We start from the raw sequence: 16,271 nt of genomic DNA, 5'->3' as shown, positions 1-16,271 counted from the left end.
GAGAGCTGGATGAGCGATGCAAACAAAGACAGGCTGCGCCAGTTCCTGGTGAACCTGTCACGGCGGCAGAAGCGCCTGATACAAGTCTGCACCGACATGCTGCTTATCTGGCTGGCGTTGTGGCTGTCGTTCATCGTGCGCTTGGGCATCGATGACATGTACAACCCGATCCTGGAACACACCTGGCTGTTCCTCGCCGCACCGGTAGTGGCTGTGCCGTTGTTCATCCGTTTCGGCATGTACCGCGCGGTAATGCGCTACTTCGGCAACGACGCGCTGGTCACCATCATCAAGGCTGTCACTCTGTCGTCGTTGATCCTGGCCGTGGTGGTCTACTGGTACAGCAACCACAAGGTCGTGGTACCGCGTTCGATCATCTTCAACTACTGGTGGCTGAGCCTGGTCATCATCGGCGGCCTGCGCCTGATCATGCGCCAGTTCTTCCTCGGTGACTGGTTCACGGGTAACCACCAGATTCCCTTTGCCAACCGCGACGATGGCCTGATCAAGGTCGCCATCTACGGTGCAGGTACAGCCGGCAACCAGTTGCTGGCGGCATTGCGCATGGGCCGAGTGATGCGCCCTGTGGCGTTCATCGACGACGACAGTGATCTTGCCAACCGGGTCATCTCCGGCCTGCAAGTCTACAAGCCCAAGCACTTGCAGCAGATGATCAAGGAAAGCGGCGCCCAGGAGATCCTCCTGGCCTTGCCCCGTGCCTCCCGGGCCCGGCGCAAGGAAATCCTCGCCTTCCTCGAGCCGTACCCGCTGCACGTGCGCAGCGTGCCGGCTTTTGCCGACCTGGCCAGCGGCCGGGTCAAGGTCGATGACATTCAGGACGTCGACATTGCCGACCTGCTGGGGCGCGACCCGGTGCCGGCGCAGGACGAACTGCTTGAGCGTTGTATCAAGAATCAGACGGTGCTGGTTACCGGGGCCGGAGGTTCGATCGGTTCGGAGCTGTGCCGGCAGATCATCGGGCTCAAGCCCAAGACCCTGCTGCTGTTCGATCACAGCGAGTTCAACCTGTACAGCATTCTCAGTGAGCTGGAGCAGCGCATTTCCCGTGAGTCGCTGTCGGTACGCCTGCTGCCGATCCTTGGTTCGGCACGCAACCAGCAGCACCTGGTCGACATCATGAGTACCTGGCGGGTCGACACGGTCTACCACGCGGCTGCCTACAAGCATGTGCCAATGGTCGAGCACAACATGGCCGAGGGCGTCCTCAATAATGTCTATGGCACCTTGTGCACCGCTCAGGCCGCGTTGCAGTCAGGCGTCGCCAACTTCGTGCTGGTTTCTACCGACAAGGCTGTGCGCCCGACCAACGTCATGGGCAGCACCAAGCGCCTCGCCGAGCTGATTCTTCAGGCCCTAAGCCGCGAAGCTGCGCCAGTGATGTATGGCGACAGCAGCAAGATTTCACGGGTGAACAAGACCCGCTTCACGATGGTGCGGTTCGGTAACGTACTGGGCTCCTCAGGCTCGGTGATTCCGCTGTTCCATCAGCAGATCAAGGCTGGTGGGCCGCTCACGGTCACGCACCCCAAGATCACCCGTTACTTCATGACCATCCCCGAAGCTGCACAGTTGGTGGTGCAAGCAGGGGCCATGGGGCAGGGCGGGGATGTGTTCGTGCTGGACATGGGCGAGCCGGTGAAAATTGTCGAGCTGGCCGAGAAGATGATTCACCTATCCGGTCTGAGCGTGCGCAGCCCTGGCAACCCCCATGGCGATATCGCCATCGAGTTTTCCGGCTTGCGGCCGGGAGAGAAGCTTTACGAGGAGTTGCTGATCGGAGACGACGTTTCGCCGACCGTGCACCCGATGATCATGACCGCCAACGAAGACTTCCTGCCCTGGGATGTGCTTCGCGAGCGCCTGGCTGCCCTGCTCAAGGCGGTGGCGGAAGATGATTTCAGCCGGATCCGGCATCTGTTGCGCGAGCTGGTCAACGGTTATTCGCCAGAAGGTGAGATCGTTGACTGGTTGTATCAACAGCAGCACAAGGACAGGTAACGCTGATTCCTACAGCAAGCACGGATTCAGCCGCTTCGCAGGCCCCCTTCGGATCGATACTTTGAGCAGGCAGCCAAGGAAACGCTGCCTCGTTAATCCATCCGAAGGAGTGTCTGTATGCGTAATACCGTTCTTTCCTACCTGTTGCTGCCCCTGTTCGCTGGCCTCGCGTTTTCGGTCAGCGCCGCGCCGGCAGATACACCGGTCGCTCAGCCGGTACCGATGGTGAGCCAGAAAACCACCGGCTCAGCCCTGCTGAACCTCAACCAGGCCGATGCCGCAACCTTGCAAAAAGAACTCAATGGCATCGGCAAGGCCAAAGCCGAAGCCATCGTGGCCTATCGCGAGGCCAATGGGGCGTTTGCTTCAGTGGATGAACTGCTGGAGATCAAAGGCATCGGCAATGCGCTGCTGGAGCGTAATCGCGACAAGTTGAGTGTGGAGTAACACGCGTTTGCAGGGCGGCGCTTGCGCCATGCAATGCCGCCCTCATTGCCAGCGTTCCTGCTTACCGGTCCTGGGCATCCTTGGCATCGGCCTCTGCATTGCGTTCATGCACCTTGCGCAGTTGTTCCTCGGTCAGGGGCAGCTTTTTCGCCGTATCGCGCAACATCATCAGCCCGCCGATGATCGAGCCGAGGGCTATGATGAGTATCAGCCAGGCATACCAGGGCATCGTGTGTTCTCCTGTCAGCGTCATGGGGCAGTGCTTGTACAAATATTGAGCAGTTGCCGGTTCCGTTGGTTCAATTATAGGCATCACGCCTTGCCGGGCCAATTCCGTTGACCCGCGGCCCCCAAAGCCTGTGCCACTTCGTTTACAATGCGCGCCGTTTACGACTTGCCAAGAGAACCCGACCATGTCCGCCTGCCAGACGCCCCTGATCGTCGCCCTGGATTTCCCTACCCGTGACGCCGCCCTGAAGCTGGCTGACCAGCTCGACCCCGCCCTGTGCCGGGTAAAAGTTGGCAAGGAGCTGTTCACCAGCAGCGCTTCGGGCATTGTCGAAACCCTGTGCGCGAAGGGCTTCGAGGTGTTCCTCGACCTCAAGTTCCACGACATCCCCAACACCACCGCCATGGCGGTGAAGGCTGCTGCCGAGATGGGGGTATGGATGGTCAACGTGCATTGCTCCGGTGGCCTGCGCATGATGGCTGCCTGCCGCGAAGAGCTGGCCAAGCGCAGTGGCCCGCAGCCGCTGCTGATCGGCGTGACGGTGCTGACCAGCATGGAGCGTGAAGACCTCGCCGGTATCGGCCTGGACGTAGACCCTCAAGAGCAGGTGCTGCGCCTGGCGGCGCTGGCCGAAAAGGCGGGCATGGACGGCCTGGTGTGCTCGGCACTGGAAGCCCCGGCGCTGAAGGCTGCGCACCCGGCGCTGCAACTGGTCACCCCGGGCATTCGCCCTGCGGGCAGTGCCCAGGATGACCAGCGCCGTATCCTCACCCCGCGCCAGGCGCTGGATGCAGGCTCCGACTACCTGGTGATCGGCCGCCCGATCAGCCAGGCGGCAGATCCGGCCCAGGCACTGGCAGCCGTGGTGGCAGAGATCCGCGGCTGATATCAGCCAATAAAAAGGGCCGACATGCACAGTGCATGTCGGCCCTTTTTTTGAGCGCACGCCACAGCATTTTTAGCGTCAGTAAGATCGAGCGCCGCCCGCGCGGCGCATCGCGAGCTGCGCTCGCTCCTACGTTTGTTTCTGGCCAGTAACGCTTGTGGCAGGCGCGCGCGACCGCCTTGCTGGTACGACGCGATATCCCGCCATGCGCCAAGGCGTCCGCGCGCAAATCACGCAGGAATAATTGGCCCGAAACAACGTAGGAGCGAGCGCAGCTCGCGATGCGCCGCGCGGGCGGCGCTCGATCTGCGCATCAACTCAGAACACGAGACAAACCCTTGGCAGTCTTCACCCAATCTCCCGGCAAGCAGACCGTAGGCACTATCCCGACATTGCGTGAAGAACCTTTTTATTACCCTCGAATCAGGCAATAACCAGCGGTTGGAAACCTTTGACCAGGTCGTCGAGCGCCTTGATCTGCGCCAGGAACGGCTCCAGCTTGTCCAGCGGCAGGGCGCTTGGGCCGTCGCACTTGGCCTGGTCCGGGTTAGGGTGAGCTTCCAGGAACAGCCCAGCCAGGCCAACTGCCATGCCGGCACGGGCCAGGTCGACCACCTGCTCGCGACGGCCACCGGAGGCAGCGCCGGACGGGTCGCGGTTCTGCAGGGCGTGGGTCACGTCGAAGATGATCGGCAGGTTGTCGCAGGTGCGCTTCATCACGCCGAAACCGAGCATGTCCACGACCAGGTTGTCGTAGCCCATGCAGGTGCCACGGTCGCACAGGATCAGCTGGTCGTTACCGGCTTCCTTGAACTTGTGCACGATGTTCTGCATCTGCGAGGGGCTAAGGAACTGCGGCTTCTTGATGTTGACCGGTTTACCGGTCTTGGCCAGTGCCACTACCAGGTCGGTCTGGCGGGCCAGGAAGGCGGGCAGCTGCAGCACGTCGACCACTTCGGCGACCGGCGCGCACTGGTAGATCTCGTGCACGTCGGTAATGATCGGTACGCCGAACTCGGCTTTGACTTTCTCGAAGATGCGTAGGCCTTCTTCCATGCCCGGGCCACGGTAGGAGTGGATCGAGGAGCGGTTGGCCTTGTCGAAGCTGGCCTTGAACACGTAAGGGATGCCCAGTTTCTCGGTAACCCGGACGTACTCGGCGCAGGCGGTCAGGGCCAGGTCCTCGGACTCGAGCACGTTGATGCCGCCGAAGAGGACGAACGGGGCGGTGTTGGAGCACTCGATGGTTGGGGTGATCTTGATCATGGTCTACTCTGCAAATCCCAGTCACTGGTTTCAGTGGCGATAGCCAATCTTACAGACTCACACCTTCAACACCAACTTGCCGAAGTTCTCGCCGCTGAACAGCTTGAGCAGCGTCTCGGGGAACGTCTCCAGCCCTTCGACCACGTCCTCCTTGCTTTTGACCTTGCCGGTGGCCAGCCAGCCGGCCATCTCCTGTGCGGCCTTGCCATAGTCCTTGGCGTGGTCCATCACCACGAAACCTTCCATGCGGGCGCGGTTCACCAATAGTGCCAGGTAGTTGGCCGGGCCTTTGACGGCTTCCTTGTTGTTGTACTGGCTGATGGCGCCGCAGATGACGATGCGCGCCTTGAAGTTGATGCGGGTGAGCACGGCGTCGAGGATGTCGCCGCCGACGTTGTCGAAGTACACGTCAACGCCCTTGGGGCATTCGCGCTTCAGGCCGGCCAGCACGTCTTCGGTCTTGTAGTCGATCACGCCGTCGAAGCCCAGTTCGTCCTTGAGGTACTGGCACTTCTGCGCGCCACCGGCGATGCCGACCACATGGCAGCCCTTGAGCTTGGCGATCTGGCCGACGATGCTGCCCACCGCGCCGGCTGCGCCGGAAATGACCACGGTGTCGCCGGCCTTGGGCTGGCCGACCTCCAGCAGGGCGAAGTAGGCGGTCATGCCGGTCATGCCCAGGGCCGAGAGGTAGCGGGGCAGCGGGGCGAGGCTGGGGTCGATCTTGTGCAGGCCCTGTGGCTCGCCGGTGAAGTAGTCCTGTACGCCGAGGGCGCCGCTGACATGATCGCCGGGCTTGTAGTCCGGGTGGTTGGAAGCGACCACTTCGCCGACGCCCAGAGCACGCATTACCTGGCCAAGGGCGACGGGCGGGATATACGACTTGCCTTCGTTCATCCAGCCGCGCATGGCCGGGTCCAGCGACAGGTACAGGTTGCGCACCTGGATCTGGCCGGCGGCAGGGGCTTCGGCAGGTACCGTCTCGAAGGTGAAGTCGTCTCGGCGCACGGCGCCGACCGGGCGTTTGGCAAGCAGGAAGCGGCGGTTGGTCTGGGTCATGGCAGGTCCTTGTGGGCGATGAGGTACAGCAGTCAATTTAACCCGCTGATGCAGGTTGGTCCGCAAAATCACTGGTAAGCATGGTAGCTCAACCGCTGCCTTGATGATGCTGCCCAGCCGGGCGGCGGGCTGACTAGACTCAGGGCCAATTCATCACCCCCCAGGAGCAGACGATGAGCATGACTTTTTCCGGCCAGGTAGCCTTGGTCACCGGCGGTGCGGCGGGTATCGGCAGGGCGACGGCACTGGCCTTTGCCCGCGAGGGCCTGAAGGTGGTAGTGGCCGATCTCGACGCGGCCGGTGGCGAGGCCACGGTCGCCTCGATTCGCGAGGCGGGTGGTGAAGCACTGTTCGTGGCCTGTGACGTGACCCAGGATGCCCAGGTGCGCCAACTGCATGAGCGGGCCATCGAGGCCTACGGGCGGCTGGATTACGCTTACAACAATGCCGGCATCGAAATCGAACAGGGGCGCCTGGCCGAGGGTAGCGAGGCGGAGTTCGACGCCATCATGGGCGTCAACGTCAAGGGCGTGTGGCTGTGCATGAAATACCAGCTGCCGTTGTTGCTGGCCCAGGGCGGCGGGGCGATCGTCAACACCGCCTCGGTGGCGGGCTTGGGTGCGGCGCCGAAGATGAGCATCTACGCCGCCTCCAAGCATGCTGTGATCGGCCTGACCAAGTCGGCGGCCATCGAGTATGCCAAGAAGGGCATCCGGGTGAATGCCGTGTGCCCGGCGGTGATTGACACCGACATGTTTCGCCGCGCTTACGAGGCAGACCCGCGCAAGGCCGAATTTGCCGCCGCGATGCACCCGGTCGGGCGTATCGGCAAGGTCGAGGAAATTGCCAGTGCGGTGCTGTACCTGTGCAGTGACGGGGCGGCGTTTACCACCGGGCACAGTTTGACGGTAGATGGTGGGGCAACTGCGATTTGAGCCGAGGTTGAAATGTATCGCGCAACATCTTGACGCAGAACGTTAAGTTGTGTAAATGCGGATTTTTTGTCGGCTGTCTATACTTTTGCTTCTCGGAATCTGGGGGCAACAGTGGAAGCAGAAAGTGGCAACAAGCCAGCCCGGCATCCTTCGATCATGGACTTCGCGGCCTGTCGTGGGATTGCCGAGGGGCCCGTGTTCATCGTCGCGTCGGGGGCCTCGGCAAAGGGCTTCCCCATGCAGCGCTTCGCCAATGTGCCGATGATCACGCTCAACGGCGCGATCTCGATGTTCTCGGAACAGGGCCCGCGTCCGTACTTCTACCTGTGTACCGATACCGGGTTTGCCCACCAGCAGCCTGAGCTTTACGCCAAGGCGGTGCGCCTCAGCCGGCGCCTGGCGATCTGGCCAAGTGAAGTCGGAGCACTGCCGGTATCGACCAAGGCGCAGGTTTTCCCGCTGGCCAAGGCGGCGCGCTCGCGCCTGTTCGACTCACTGTTCAATCCTGATCCGGCCGTGGTGCGCAGCCGTGCCTTCTGGGGCAACCGCTCGCGCTCTGTAGGCTTCAGCAAAGACCTCTCGCAAGGCTTTTTCGATGCCCGCACGGTGGCGTATGCCGCGCTGCAAATTGCCTGTCATCTGGGCTTCAACCAGGTTTTCCTGGTGGGTGTGGACCTCGACCAGTCGGTGGGGCGCTTTTATGAAACTCCAGGTCAGGCGGTTTCGCGCTGCCACCTGGACGAGGCCTATCAACGGCGCATCCTGCCCTCGTTCAAGCTGATGGCCGATCGAGTGGTCGGCGAAGACTTTGCCGTCTACAACCTTTCTGCCACGTCGAAAATGCCGGATTCGGTCATCCCGAAAATCACTGTCGAGCAGGCCCAGGCGATCATCCTTGGCAGCGCTGCACAGGCGTTACTGTGCAACCACCTTGCGTGACCGTTTACTCCCAGCAGATCATGATCGGCTCAATGGCTGCTGGCTTGTTGCGCGCTTTGCCCTACGCCCTGCAGCGCTCCGGCAACGGCCACACACCCCAACAGCAAGACCCCGCCAAACCCTAGCAAGGCCACGCCCGAACCCAGGCGGTCACTCAGTACCCCGGTCAAGATCACCGGCACGCTGAAGCCCAGGTAGGCCAGCAGGAAGAACCCCGCGCTGGCACGCGTCTTTTCGGCCCCGGCCAGTTCATTCACCGCCGCCAGTCCGCCGAGGTAGATGAAACCATAGCAGGCGCTGCTGGCTGCCACCGCGCCGGCCAGCACCGCCCACAGGCGGCCGCTTTCGGCGCCCCAGGCCAGCAAGGCATAGCTGCACGGCAGGATCGCCAGGCCCAGCAGGGTGGCCGTGCGGCTGGACATACGCCGGGCCAGCGGCTGGAACAGCAGGCCGCAGCTGATAACGCAGAACGTCGAAAACCCCGACCATGCGCTCAAGTTGTGCTGGCGCAGGATCCCAGGCAGCAGGGCGATCACCAGCCCGACGCAGGCCCAGGCCAGCAGAATGGCCAAGCCATATACCACGCTACCACCCGGGTAGCAGGGCAGTCGCAGCATGGCACTGCGCTGTGCCGGCCGCGGGTCGGGCAAGCGCCATACCAGCAGCACAGCTACCGCGCCAAGCAGCAATTGCAGGTGGAAGCTGCCGGGTGTCAGGCTCGGGCCACGCAGCAGGAACAGGCTGGTCAGCGCCGCGCCCAGGCCAAAACCCAGCGAAGTGCTGGCGGTGACCCAATTGGCGGCACGCGCACTGCTGCCGGTGCCCATCAGTTCAGCCATGTAGGCCGTTGCCGTGGTTGATGCCAGGCCTGTGCCCAGGCCCAGGAAGAAGCGCGCTACGCCGAGGGTTTGCAGGCTGGGGGCGAACAGCATGAGCAAGGTGGCGACCATGGACAGCATGAGCGCCGCGAGGATCAGCGGCCGCCGCCCGACCCGGTCGGCCAGCCCGCCCAGGGCCAGCAACACCGGCAGCACGCCCACCACGTAACCGGAGAAGGCCACCGCGGTGGCTGCGGCGCCCTGGCCGGAGAGGTCGGCGTAGGTGATATAGAGCGGGGCCTGCAGGTTGACCGCCAGGGTGATCAGGCACAGGGCGAAGGCCAGCAGGGCGGGGGAGTAGCGCGAGGGCATAGGTACGGTCCTGGTTCTTGGGTTGTCAGTACCGGCCTTTTCGCGGGGCCGGTACAGGGGACATTGCCCTCAGCCCAAACACCCAACAAGGCACACCCGGCCCGCATTTATGCTTAACTGTTCGCCCAAAATTAGCAAACACCCAGCGCCATGCACTTCACCCTCGACCGCCAAAGCCCCACCCCGCTGGTGCAGCAACTCACCGACCACCTGCTGGCCTGGATCGAACAGCAGCGCGTGCGTCCCGGTGCCCGTCTGCCATCGATCCGCAGCCTGGCCCGCGACCAGTCGGTCAGTGCCTCCTGCGTGATCGAGGCCTACGACCGTCTGGTCGCCAGCGGCTGGCTCGAGGCACGTCATGGCACCGGCTTCTTCGTCGCCGAACGCAAAGCCACCGCCGCAGCCGAGCATCAGCCTGTGTGGGGCGAGGCGGGCGATAGCAACTGGCGCCAGTTCCGCGAAGGCCACGACGAACTGCTCAAGCTCGGCTGCGGCTGGCTGCCGAACAGTTGGCGCGCGGACGTCGAACTGGCCCAGGCGATCCGCCAGGTCAGCCGCGGCAACCCGCAGGACCTGTTCGACTACAGCCCGCCGCTAGGCCTGGCCAGCCTGCGCCAGCACTTGCACAAGCGCCTGGCACGGCTGGACATCGCTGCCGGCCCCGAACGCATCCTCACCACCCAAGGTGCCAGCCATGGCCTCGACCTGCTGGTGCGTACCTTGTTGCGCCCCGGCGACACCGTGCTGGTGGAAAACCCTGGCTACTACAACCTGTACAACCTGCTGCGCCAGCATCAGGTGCGCATGCTGCCGGTGCCGCGCACGGCGACCGGCCCTGACCTTGCAATGCTCGAACGCTTGCTGGCCGAGCACCGCCCGCGTTGCCTTTTCACCAACAGCCTGTATCAGAACCCCACGGGCACCAGCCTTGCGCCCAAGGTTGCCTATCGCCTCCTGGAGCTGGCCCGCGAGTACGACCTGCGCATCATCGAGGACGATATCTACGCTGACTTCCAGGAAGGCCCGGCCACCCGCCTGGCCACCCTCGACAGCGAGCAACGGGTGATCTACCTGGCCAGTTTCTCCAAGACCCTGAGCAGTTCGCTGCGCGTCGGCTACCTGGTGGCCGATGCACCCTTGGTGGCGCGCCTGGCCGAGCTGAAGATGGTCAGCGGTATCGGTACTTCGCGCTTCGCCGAACAGGTGGTCGGGCAGATGCTGGCCAATGGCAGCTACCGCAAGAGCGTCCAGCGACTGCGGGTGCGGCTGGGGCAGCACATGGCCAAATTGCTCGGGCAACTGGAACAGTACGGCTGGCAGGTGTTCTGTGAGCCGTATGGCGGGATGTTCGTCTGGACGCGGGTGCCTGGACGTGATTTCGTCAACCTTGAGCGCCTGGCACTGGAGCATGCGGTGTTGCTTACTCCGGGCAGCGCCTTCGACTACCAGGGCGCCGCCAGCGACTGGCTGCGCATCAATGTCGCCTATGGGCAGGACGCCCGTGCCCAGGGCTTCCTTCAGCACGCAGGGCGACCTTCAGCTAGCTGATCGCGACACGCTCATAGCCATTTGACACCATTTGGGCGCCAACCTCTTGTTAGCAGAGTGATAACGTTGCCACGCTTGGCCCTCGGCAAAACCTGGCACGGTGAAGGGGAATCGGCGATGGCGACGAGCAGGCACGGTGTTCTGGCCAATCTGGGCATGGCCCGCAAACTGGGCCTGGGTTTTGCCCTGGTGTTGTTGCTGACGGTCGCGGTGGCGGCCATCGGTATCGCGGCGCTGCACAGCGTCGGCCAGCGCTTCGACGGCCTGCGCCAGCTGGGCCAGATCAATACCGACCTGCTGCGGCTGCGTCAGCACGAGCAGGCCTTTGCCCTGCGCTCCGATATCAAAGAGGCCGAGGCCTTGCGCAGCGGCTTGCAGAACCTTGCCGAGCGCGCCCGCAGCCTGCCAGCGTTGGCGGCGGCCGAGGCGGACCTGGCGGCTTACGGCCAGGCCTTCGAAGCCTTCGTCGAAGCGGTGCAGGCCAAGGAGCTGGCGTTGGACATGGCCAGTTGGTCGGTGTCCAGCGTGGCCAACAACCTTGATGTGCTGCAGGCCGGCCTGGCCGACGATGCCACCTATACCCTCAAGCAGTCCCAGGGCCAGCAAGGCGGCGAGTTCCTTGAGCAGGCTGGGCAGGTGGCGCAAGTGTCGCGGCTGATGCTGCAGGCCATGGACGAAGCGCGGGTGCGCCTGGACAAGAGTCGCAAGGGCGAGGAGGGGGAGCAAGGTCGCATCGCCCAGACGGTCGAGGCGGCGCAGCTGGTCGAGCAACTCAAGGCCGCCGTCGGTGACGCGGGCTACCAGAGTGTGCTCGGCGAGGTGGCCGGGCACATTGTCAGCTTTACCGACAAGCTCAATGAATACACCGACCTGCTGGGCAAGGAGCAAGGCATCAAGGCGCAGTTGCAGGCGCGTGCCGAGCAGGTCACGGGCCGGGTTGACCAGGCCTATGCCGTCGATCAGCAGGCGATGCAGGCCGAGCTGGCGCGCAACAGCCTGGCCATCGCCCTCGCCACCGGGCTGGCGTTGCTGGTGGGTCTTCTCGCTGCCTGGCTGATTACCCGCGCGGTGGTCGGCCCGCTCAAGCGCGTGATCGGCCGTGCCCAGCGCATTGCCGCAGGCGAGTTGAGCCTGGAGAGCGAGGCGGCGCGCAGTGATGAAGTCGGCCAGTTGATGCAGGCCATGCAACAGATGGCCGCCGGGTTGTCAGGCGTGGTCAGCGGCCTGCAGCAGGGTATCGAGCAGCTGGCCGGCAGCGCCCAGGCGTTGTCGGCAGTGACCGAGCAGACCAACCGCGAAGTCGGCAGCCAGAAGGAGGAAACCGAGCAGGTGGCCACCGCCATGCAGCAGATGACCGCCACTGTGCATGACGTGGCGCGCAATGCCGAAGAAGCCGCACAGGCGGCGCAGGCCGCCGATGACAAGGTTGACGCCGGCCAGCGCGTGGTGCGCGAGAGCATGCAGCGCATCGAGCAGCTGGCGACGGCTGCGGACACGGCCAGTGCCGGCATCGACAGCCTGAGTGCCGAGATCCACACCATTGGCGATGTGCTGGAGGTGATCAAGAGCGTCGCCGAGCAGACCAACCTGCTGGCGCTCAACGCAGCCATCGAGGCGGCCCGGGCGGGTGAGCAGGGGCGTGGTTTTGCGGTGGTGGCCGACGAAGTACGGGCGCTGGCCCGGCGTACCCGGCAGTCGACCGAGGAAATCGAGCGCCTGGTGGCTAGCCTGCGCGGCAATGCCCAGCAATCGGTGGCGCAGATCCGTGGCAGTACCGAGCTGGTGCGCCTGGCCGTGGCCGATGCGCTGCAGACTGAAAGCGCGCTGGGCAGCATTGCGGTGGCGGTGTCGTTGATTCAGCAGATGAACCAGCAGATTGCGGCGGCGGCGGAGCAGCAGAGTTCGGTGGCCGAAGAGATCAGTCGTAGCGTCACACAGATCCGCGGTAGTGCCGACCAGGCGGCGCTGGCAATGCAGGACAATGCCCGGTCCAGTATCGAACTGGCGCAGCTGGGCAATGACCTGAAGGGCATGGTCGGCCACTTCAGGCTGTGATCGCCTGTGCTGGCCTCTTCGCGGGACAAGCCCGCGCCTACAGGGCTACCACGATACCTGTAGGCGCGGGCTTGCCCCGCGAAAGGGCCGGTACCGGCATTATCAATTTCAGGCCTTGCGTGGGTTGAGGATCATCAAGGTCAACACTCCCGCCACGATCCCCCAGAACGCCGAGCCGATCGAGAACAGGGTCAACCCCGAAGCCGTAACCATGAAGGTGATCAGCGCCGCCTCGCGCTCCCTGGCTTCGCTCATGGCCACGGTCAGCCCGTTCATGATCGAACCGAACAGCGCCAACGCCGCAATCGACAGCACCAGCTCCTTCGGCAGCGCCGCGAACAAGGCCGCCAGGGTGGCGCCGAACGTGCCGGCAATGCCATAGAAAATCCCGCACCACACCGCCGCGGTATAACGCTTGCTCGGGTCTTCATGGGCGTGCGGGCCGGTGCAGATCGCCGCACTGATCGCCGCCAAGTTGACCCCGTGTGAGCCGAACGGTGCCAGCAGCAGTGAAGCCAGGCCCGTCGTTGAAATCAGCGGCGAGGCGGGCACCTGGTAGCCGTCGGCGCGCAGCACCGCCACGCCAGGCATGTTCTGCGAGGTCATGGCTACCACGAACAGCGGAATGCCGATGCTGATGGTCGCAGCCAGCGAGAAGCTCGGCGTGGTCCACACCGGGGTGGCCACCTCCAGCTTGAAGCCACTGAAGTCGAGCAGGCCGAGGGCGCCGGACAACGCCGTGCCCACCAGCAAGGCGGCCAGCACGCAGTAGCGCGGCGACAGGCGCTTGACCAGCAGGTAGCTGAAGAACATGCCCAGGACCAGCAGGGTGCGGTGCTGGGCAGCAACGAAGATCTCGCTGCCGATCTTGAACAGGATGCCGGCCAGCAAGGCCGAGGCCAGCGAGGCCGGGATGCGCTTGACCAGGCGCTCGAAACTGCCGGTCAGGCCGCAGACCAGCACCAGCAGCGCACAGGTGATGTAGGCACCGATGGCCTCGCCGTAGCTGACCCCGCCCAGGCTGGTAATCAGCAGCGCCGCGCCGGGGGTCGACCAGGCCACGGTGATGGGGGTGCGGTAGCGCAGCGACAGGCCGATGCTGCACGCCGCCATGCCGATCGAAAGCGCCCAGATCCACGAAGAAATTTGCGCGTTGGTCAGGCCGGCTGCCTGGCCGGCCTGGAACATCAGCACCAGCGAGCTGGTGTAGCCGGTGAGCATGGCGATGAAGCCGGCGACCACCGCCGATGGGGAGGTGTCTGCCAGGGGCCGCAGGCGTGCGGAGGTGGCATCGGTCATTGGGTTGGGTCCTTGTCCATGTGTAAGCAGTTTTTTCAGACTAACGCGGGGCGGATTGATCCTTGCCATACAGCAGGCATTGCTTTTAGCCGTACAGTCGCCAACTATTGGGCAAGTTTTCGCAACTGCATGGGAGGGGACGGGCGATGTTCAAGGTGTATGGTGACTACCAGTCAGGCAACTGCTACAAGGTCAAGCTGATGCTCAGCCTGCTCGACCGCCCATATGAATGGCAGTCGGTGGATATCCTCAAGGGCGAGACCGAAACGCCAGAGTTCCTGGCCATGAACCCCAATGGCAAGGTGCCGGTGCTCAAGCTCGAGGACGGTACCTGCCTGTGGGAATCGAACGCCATCCTCAACTACCTGGCCGACGGCAGCGAGTTCCTGCCCAGCGAACCGCGCCTGCGGACCCAGGTGTTGCAGTGGCAGTTCTTCGAGCAGTACAGCCATGAGCCGTATATTGCCGTGGCACGGTTCATCCAGTTCTACCTCGGGCTGCCGGAAGAGCGCGTGGAGGAATACCGCAAACTGCACAAGGGCGGTTACAAGGCGTTGAAGGTGATGGAGCGGCAGTTGCAGATGACGCCGTATCTGGTCGGCGACCAGTACTCGATTGCCGATGTGGCACTGTATGCCTACACCCATGTGGCGCATCAGGGCGGGTTCGACCTGGCCGATTATCCGGCAGTTCGCGCCTGGCTGGAGCGGGTGGCCAGTCATCCGCGGCATGTGCCGATGGTCGAGTAAGCTGGCGCGGTCCCACTAGGACCGCGCGGGCGCTTCAGGCGAAGCGCTTGTCCAGATAGGCAATGATGGCCTTGGATTCATACATCCAGGTCACCTTGCCCGCTTCTTCGATGCGTAGGCACGGCACTTTCACCCGGCCACCCCCTTCGAGCAGCGCCTGGCGATGCACGTCGTCGTTCTTGGCATCACGCAACGCCACTGGTACGTTCAGGCGGTGCAGGGTGCGGCGGGTCTTCACGCAGAACGGGCAGGCATGGAACTGGTACAGCGCGAGGCCCTTGGCCTCTTGCTCGATACGCGCCTGGGCCGCTGCATCACGCTTCTGCTTGGCCGGGCGGCTGATCCAGTCGCCGAACACGATGAGCTGGCCGAGGCCGACCCGCAGGGCTTTGACGATCATGGGTTACTCCTGAAAAGCAAAAGCCGACCCCTGGGGGCCGGCTCGGGTCATGCGCCGATCACTTGATCAGGCTGAGGAACTCGCTGCGAGTCGAGGCGTTTTCACGGAACTCACCTAGCATCACCGAGGTGAGCATGGTCGAATTCTGCTTTTCCACGCCACGCATCATCATGCACATGTGCTTGGCTTCGATGACCACTGCCACGCCAGCGGCGCCAGTCACCTGCTGCACGGCCTCGGCGATCTGGCGGCTGAGGTTTTCCTGGATCTGCAGGCGGCGGGCGAACATGTCGACGATGCGCGCAACCTTCGACAGGCCCAGGACCTTGCCCTTGGGCAGGTAAGCCACGTGAGCCTTGCCGATGAAAGGCAGCATGTGGTGTTCGCACATCGAATACAGCTCGATGTCCCGGACCAGCACCATCTCACTGTTGTCGGAGGTGAAGAGCGCGCCGTTGGTGACTTCTTCCAGCGTCTGCTCGTAACCGCGGCAAAGGTACTTCATGGCCTTTGCAGCCCGCTTGGGCGTGTCGAGCAGGCCCTCACGGGAGACGTCCTCGCCAAGTTGGCTGAGGATCTCGGTGTAGTTCTGTTCCAGGGACATGTATCTACCTGTGGGTAAAAATCGCAAAAAGGAAGGGTACGGCGCCGCGCGCGGCGCTGCAAGCACGGCGTTACTCGTCGCGGCCTTCCATCATGGTTCGCTTGAGCATCACATACACCGCGCCAGTGCCGCCATGGCGGGCCTGGCACGAGGTGAAACCGAGCACTTGCGGGTGCTGGCGCAGCCAGGTGTTGACATGGCTCTTGATCATCGGGCGCTTGCCGTCCAGGCGTGCGGCCTTGCCGTGGGTCACCCGTACACAGCGGACTTCCAGCTGGGTGGCTTCGGCGATGAAGGCCCACAGGGTTTCACGGGCTTTCTCCACGCTCATGCCGTGCAGGTCGAGGCTGCCCTCGAAGGCGATCTGGCCGAGCTTGAGCTTGCGGATCTGGCCTTCCTGTACGCCGTCGCGGCGCCACATCAGCTCGTCTTCGGCACCGACGTCGATGACGAACTGGTCGGACAGGCCGTCGATCACCAGGGCCTGGTCGCTGCGGATGGTCGCCGCCTGGCGCAGGCCGGCCAGCTGCTTGCGGTCGGTTTTCGGCTTGCCCACGTCAGCGCGGTCGTGCTTGATCGGCCTGACGCCGCGCACTTCAGCGCTGAACAGGGAAAAATCGTCGTCTTGCATGGTGCCTCCACATGG

The 16,271-nt window shown here is 63.6% G+C and carries 16 protein-coding genes and 1 pseudogene; 9 read left to right on the top strand and 8 right to left on the bottom strand.

What is annotated here, in order from left to right:
* Window positions 1–9: 9 nt before the first annotated feature.
* Together ACOKS3_RS21840 and ACOKS3_RS21835 are read left to right on the top strand one after the other, a co-directional pair.
* Window positions 10–2,019: a polysaccharide biosynthesis protein gene (locus ACOKS3_RS21840; protein WP_422763009.1), complete on the top strand. Its 2,010-nt coding sequence runs from the start codon at window positions 10–12 to the stop codon at window positions 2,017–2,019.
* Between the two features lie 117 nt (window positions 2,020–2,136).
* Window positions 2,137–2,466, top strand: coding sequence for a ComEA family DNA-binding protein (locus ACOKS3_RS21835; protein ID WP_103449637.1), 330 nt, complete (start codon window positions 2,137–2,139; stop codon window positions 2,464–2,466).
* Window positions 2,467–2,527: 61 nt separating this feature from the next.
* Here the strand turns inward: ACOKS3_RS21835 and ACOKS3_RS21830 are convergent, their stop codons facing one another.
* Entirely contained in the window at window positions 2,528–2,695 is a 168-nt protein-coding gene (locus tag ACOKS3_RS21830; RefSeq protein WP_103449638.1) for a DUF2897 family protein, read from the bottom strand.
* 184 nt (window positions 2,696–2,879) lie between these two features.
* Here ACOKS3_RS21830 and pyrF point away from each other — a divergent pair, with 184 nt between their 5' ends.
* The gene (gene pyrF, locus ACOKS3_RS21825; RefSeq protein WP_054886624.1) at window positions 2,880–3,581 is read left to right on the top strand and encodes an orotidine-5'-phosphate decarboxylase; all 702 of its coding nucleotides are present in this window, start codon (window positions 2,880–2,882) and stop codon (window positions 3,579–3,581) included.
* Between the two features lie 423 nt (window positions 3,582–4,004).
* Here the strand turns inward: pyrF and kdsA are convergent, their stop codons facing one another.
* Entirely contained in the window at window positions 4,005–4,847 is an 843-nt protein-coding gene (gene kdsA, locus ACOKS3_RS21820; RefSeq protein WP_060483789.1) for a 3-deoxy-8-phosphooctulonate synthase, read from the bottom strand.
* A 57-nt stretch (window positions 4,848–4,904) separates the two neighbouring features.
* Window positions 4,905–5,906 carry an NADP-dependent oxidoreductase gene (locus ACOKS3_RS21815; protein WP_103449639.1) on the bottom strand — a complete coding sequence of 334 codons (1,002 nt, stop codon included), beginning with the start codon at window positions 5,904–5,906 and terminating at the stop codon, window positions 4,905–4,907.
* Between the two features lie 173 nt (window positions 5,907–6,079).
* Between ACOKS3_RS21815 and ACOKS3_RS21810 the strand changes: the two genes are divergently transcribed.
* The gene (locus ACOKS3_RS21810; protein WP_422763010.1) at window positions 6,080–6,841 is read left to right on the top strand and encodes an SDR family oxidoreductase; all 762 of its coding nucleotides are present in this window, start codon (window positions 6,080–6,082) and stop codon (window positions 6,839–6,841) included.
* 156 nt (window positions 6,842–6,997) lie between these two features.
* Entirely contained in the window at window positions 6,998–7,780 is a 783-nt protein-coding gene (locus ACOKS3_RS21805) for a lipopolysaccharide biosynthesis protein (RefSeq protein ID WP_422763054.1), read from the top strand.
* 29 nt (window positions 7,781–7,809) lie between these two features.
* Here the strand turns inward: ACOKS3_RS21805 and ACOKS3_RS21800 are convergent, their stop codons facing one another.
* Entirely contained in the window at window positions 7,810–8,970 is a 1,161-nt protein-coding gene (locus ACOKS3_RS21800) for an MFS transporter (protein ID WP_422763011.1), read from the bottom strand.
* Between the two features lie 150 nt (window positions 8,971–9,120).
* On the opposite strand from ACOKS3_RS21800, the gene ACOKS3_RS21795 reads away from it, so the two are divergent.
* From ACOKS3_RS21795 to ACOKS3_RS21785, 3 genes and pseudogenes are all read left to right on the top strand, one after another.
* Window positions 9,121–10,518 (top strand): aminotransferase-like domain-containing protein, encoded by a 1,398-nt coding sequence (locus ACOKS3_RS21795; protein WP_422763012.1) that lies wholly within the window; start codon window positions 9,121–9,123, stop codon window positions 10,516–10,518.
* A gap of 117 nt (window positions 10,519–10,635) precedes the next feature.
* Window positions 10,636–11,712, top strand: a pseudogene (locus tag ACOKS3_RS21790) (HAMP domain-containing protein); the annotation flags it as partial.
* Window positions 11,692–12,573, top strand: coding sequence for a methyl-accepting chemotaxis protein (locus ACOKS3_RS21785; RefSeq protein ID WP_371858380.1), 882 nt, complete (start codon window positions 11,692–11,694; stop codon window positions 12,571–12,573). The pseudogene ACOKS3_RS21790 and the gene ACOKS3_RS21785, both read left to right, overlap by 21 nt.
* 108 nt (window positions 12,574–12,681) lie before the next feature.
* Here ACOKS3_RS21785 and ACOKS3_RS21780 read toward each other — a convergent pair whose 3' ends face one another.
* A complete protein-coding gene (locus ACOKS3_RS21780; RefSeq protein WP_103449644.1) occupies window positions 12,682–13,872 on the bottom strand; it encodes a benzoate/H(+) symporter BenE family transporter in 1,191 nt (396 codons plus the stop codon).
* A gap of 146 nt (window positions 13,873–14,018) precedes the next feature.
* Here ACOKS3_RS21780 and ACOKS3_RS21775 point away from each other — a divergent pair, with 146 nt between their 5' ends.
* Window positions 14,019–14,621, top strand: a complete 603-nt coding sequence (locus ACOKS3_RS21775; protein ID WP_103449645.1) for a glutathione S-transferase family protein — start codon at window positions 14,019–14,021, stop codon at window positions 14,619–14,621.
* A gap of 34 nt (window positions 14,622–14,655) precedes the next feature.
* On the opposite strand, the gene ACOKS3_RS21770 is transcribed toward ACOKS3_RS21775, so the two are convergent.
* The 3 genes from ACOKS3_RS21770 to ACOKS3_RS21760 form a co-directional block, all read right to left on the bottom strand.
* Window positions 14,656–15,021 carry a glutaredoxin gene (locus ACOKS3_RS21770; protein ID WP_103449646.1) on the bottom strand — a complete coding sequence of 122 codons (366 nt, stop codon included), beginning with the start codon at window positions 15,019–15,021 and terminating at the stop codon, window positions 14,656–14,658.
* Window positions 15,022–15,079: 58 nt separating this feature from the next.
* The gene (folE, locus tag ACOKS3_RS21765) at window positions 15,080–15,625 is read right to left on the bottom strand and encodes a GTP cyclohydrolase I FolE (RefSeq protein WP_103449647.1); all 546 of its coding nucleotides are present in this window, start codon (window positions 15,623–15,625) and stop codon (window positions 15,080–15,082) included.
* 70 nt (window positions 15,626–15,695) lie between these two features.
* Complete coding sequence (locus ACOKS3_RS21760) at window positions 15,696–16,256, bottom strand: Smr/MutS family protein (protein ID WP_422763013.1); 561 nt, start codon at window positions 16,254–16,256, stop codon at window positions 15,696–15,698.
* Window positions 16,257–16,271 lie beyond the last annotated feature (15 nt).

The sequence above is a fragment of the Pseudomonas sp. HS6-2 genome (assembly GCF_049325675.2).
GTDB lineage: Bacteria > Pseudomonadota > Gammaproteobacteria > Pseudomonadales > Pseudomonadaceae > Aquipseudomonas > Aquipseudomonas putida_N.
The sequence above is the reverse complement of the archived record's forward strand: the minus strand, read 5'-3'. Positions and strand labels throughout refer to the sequence as shown.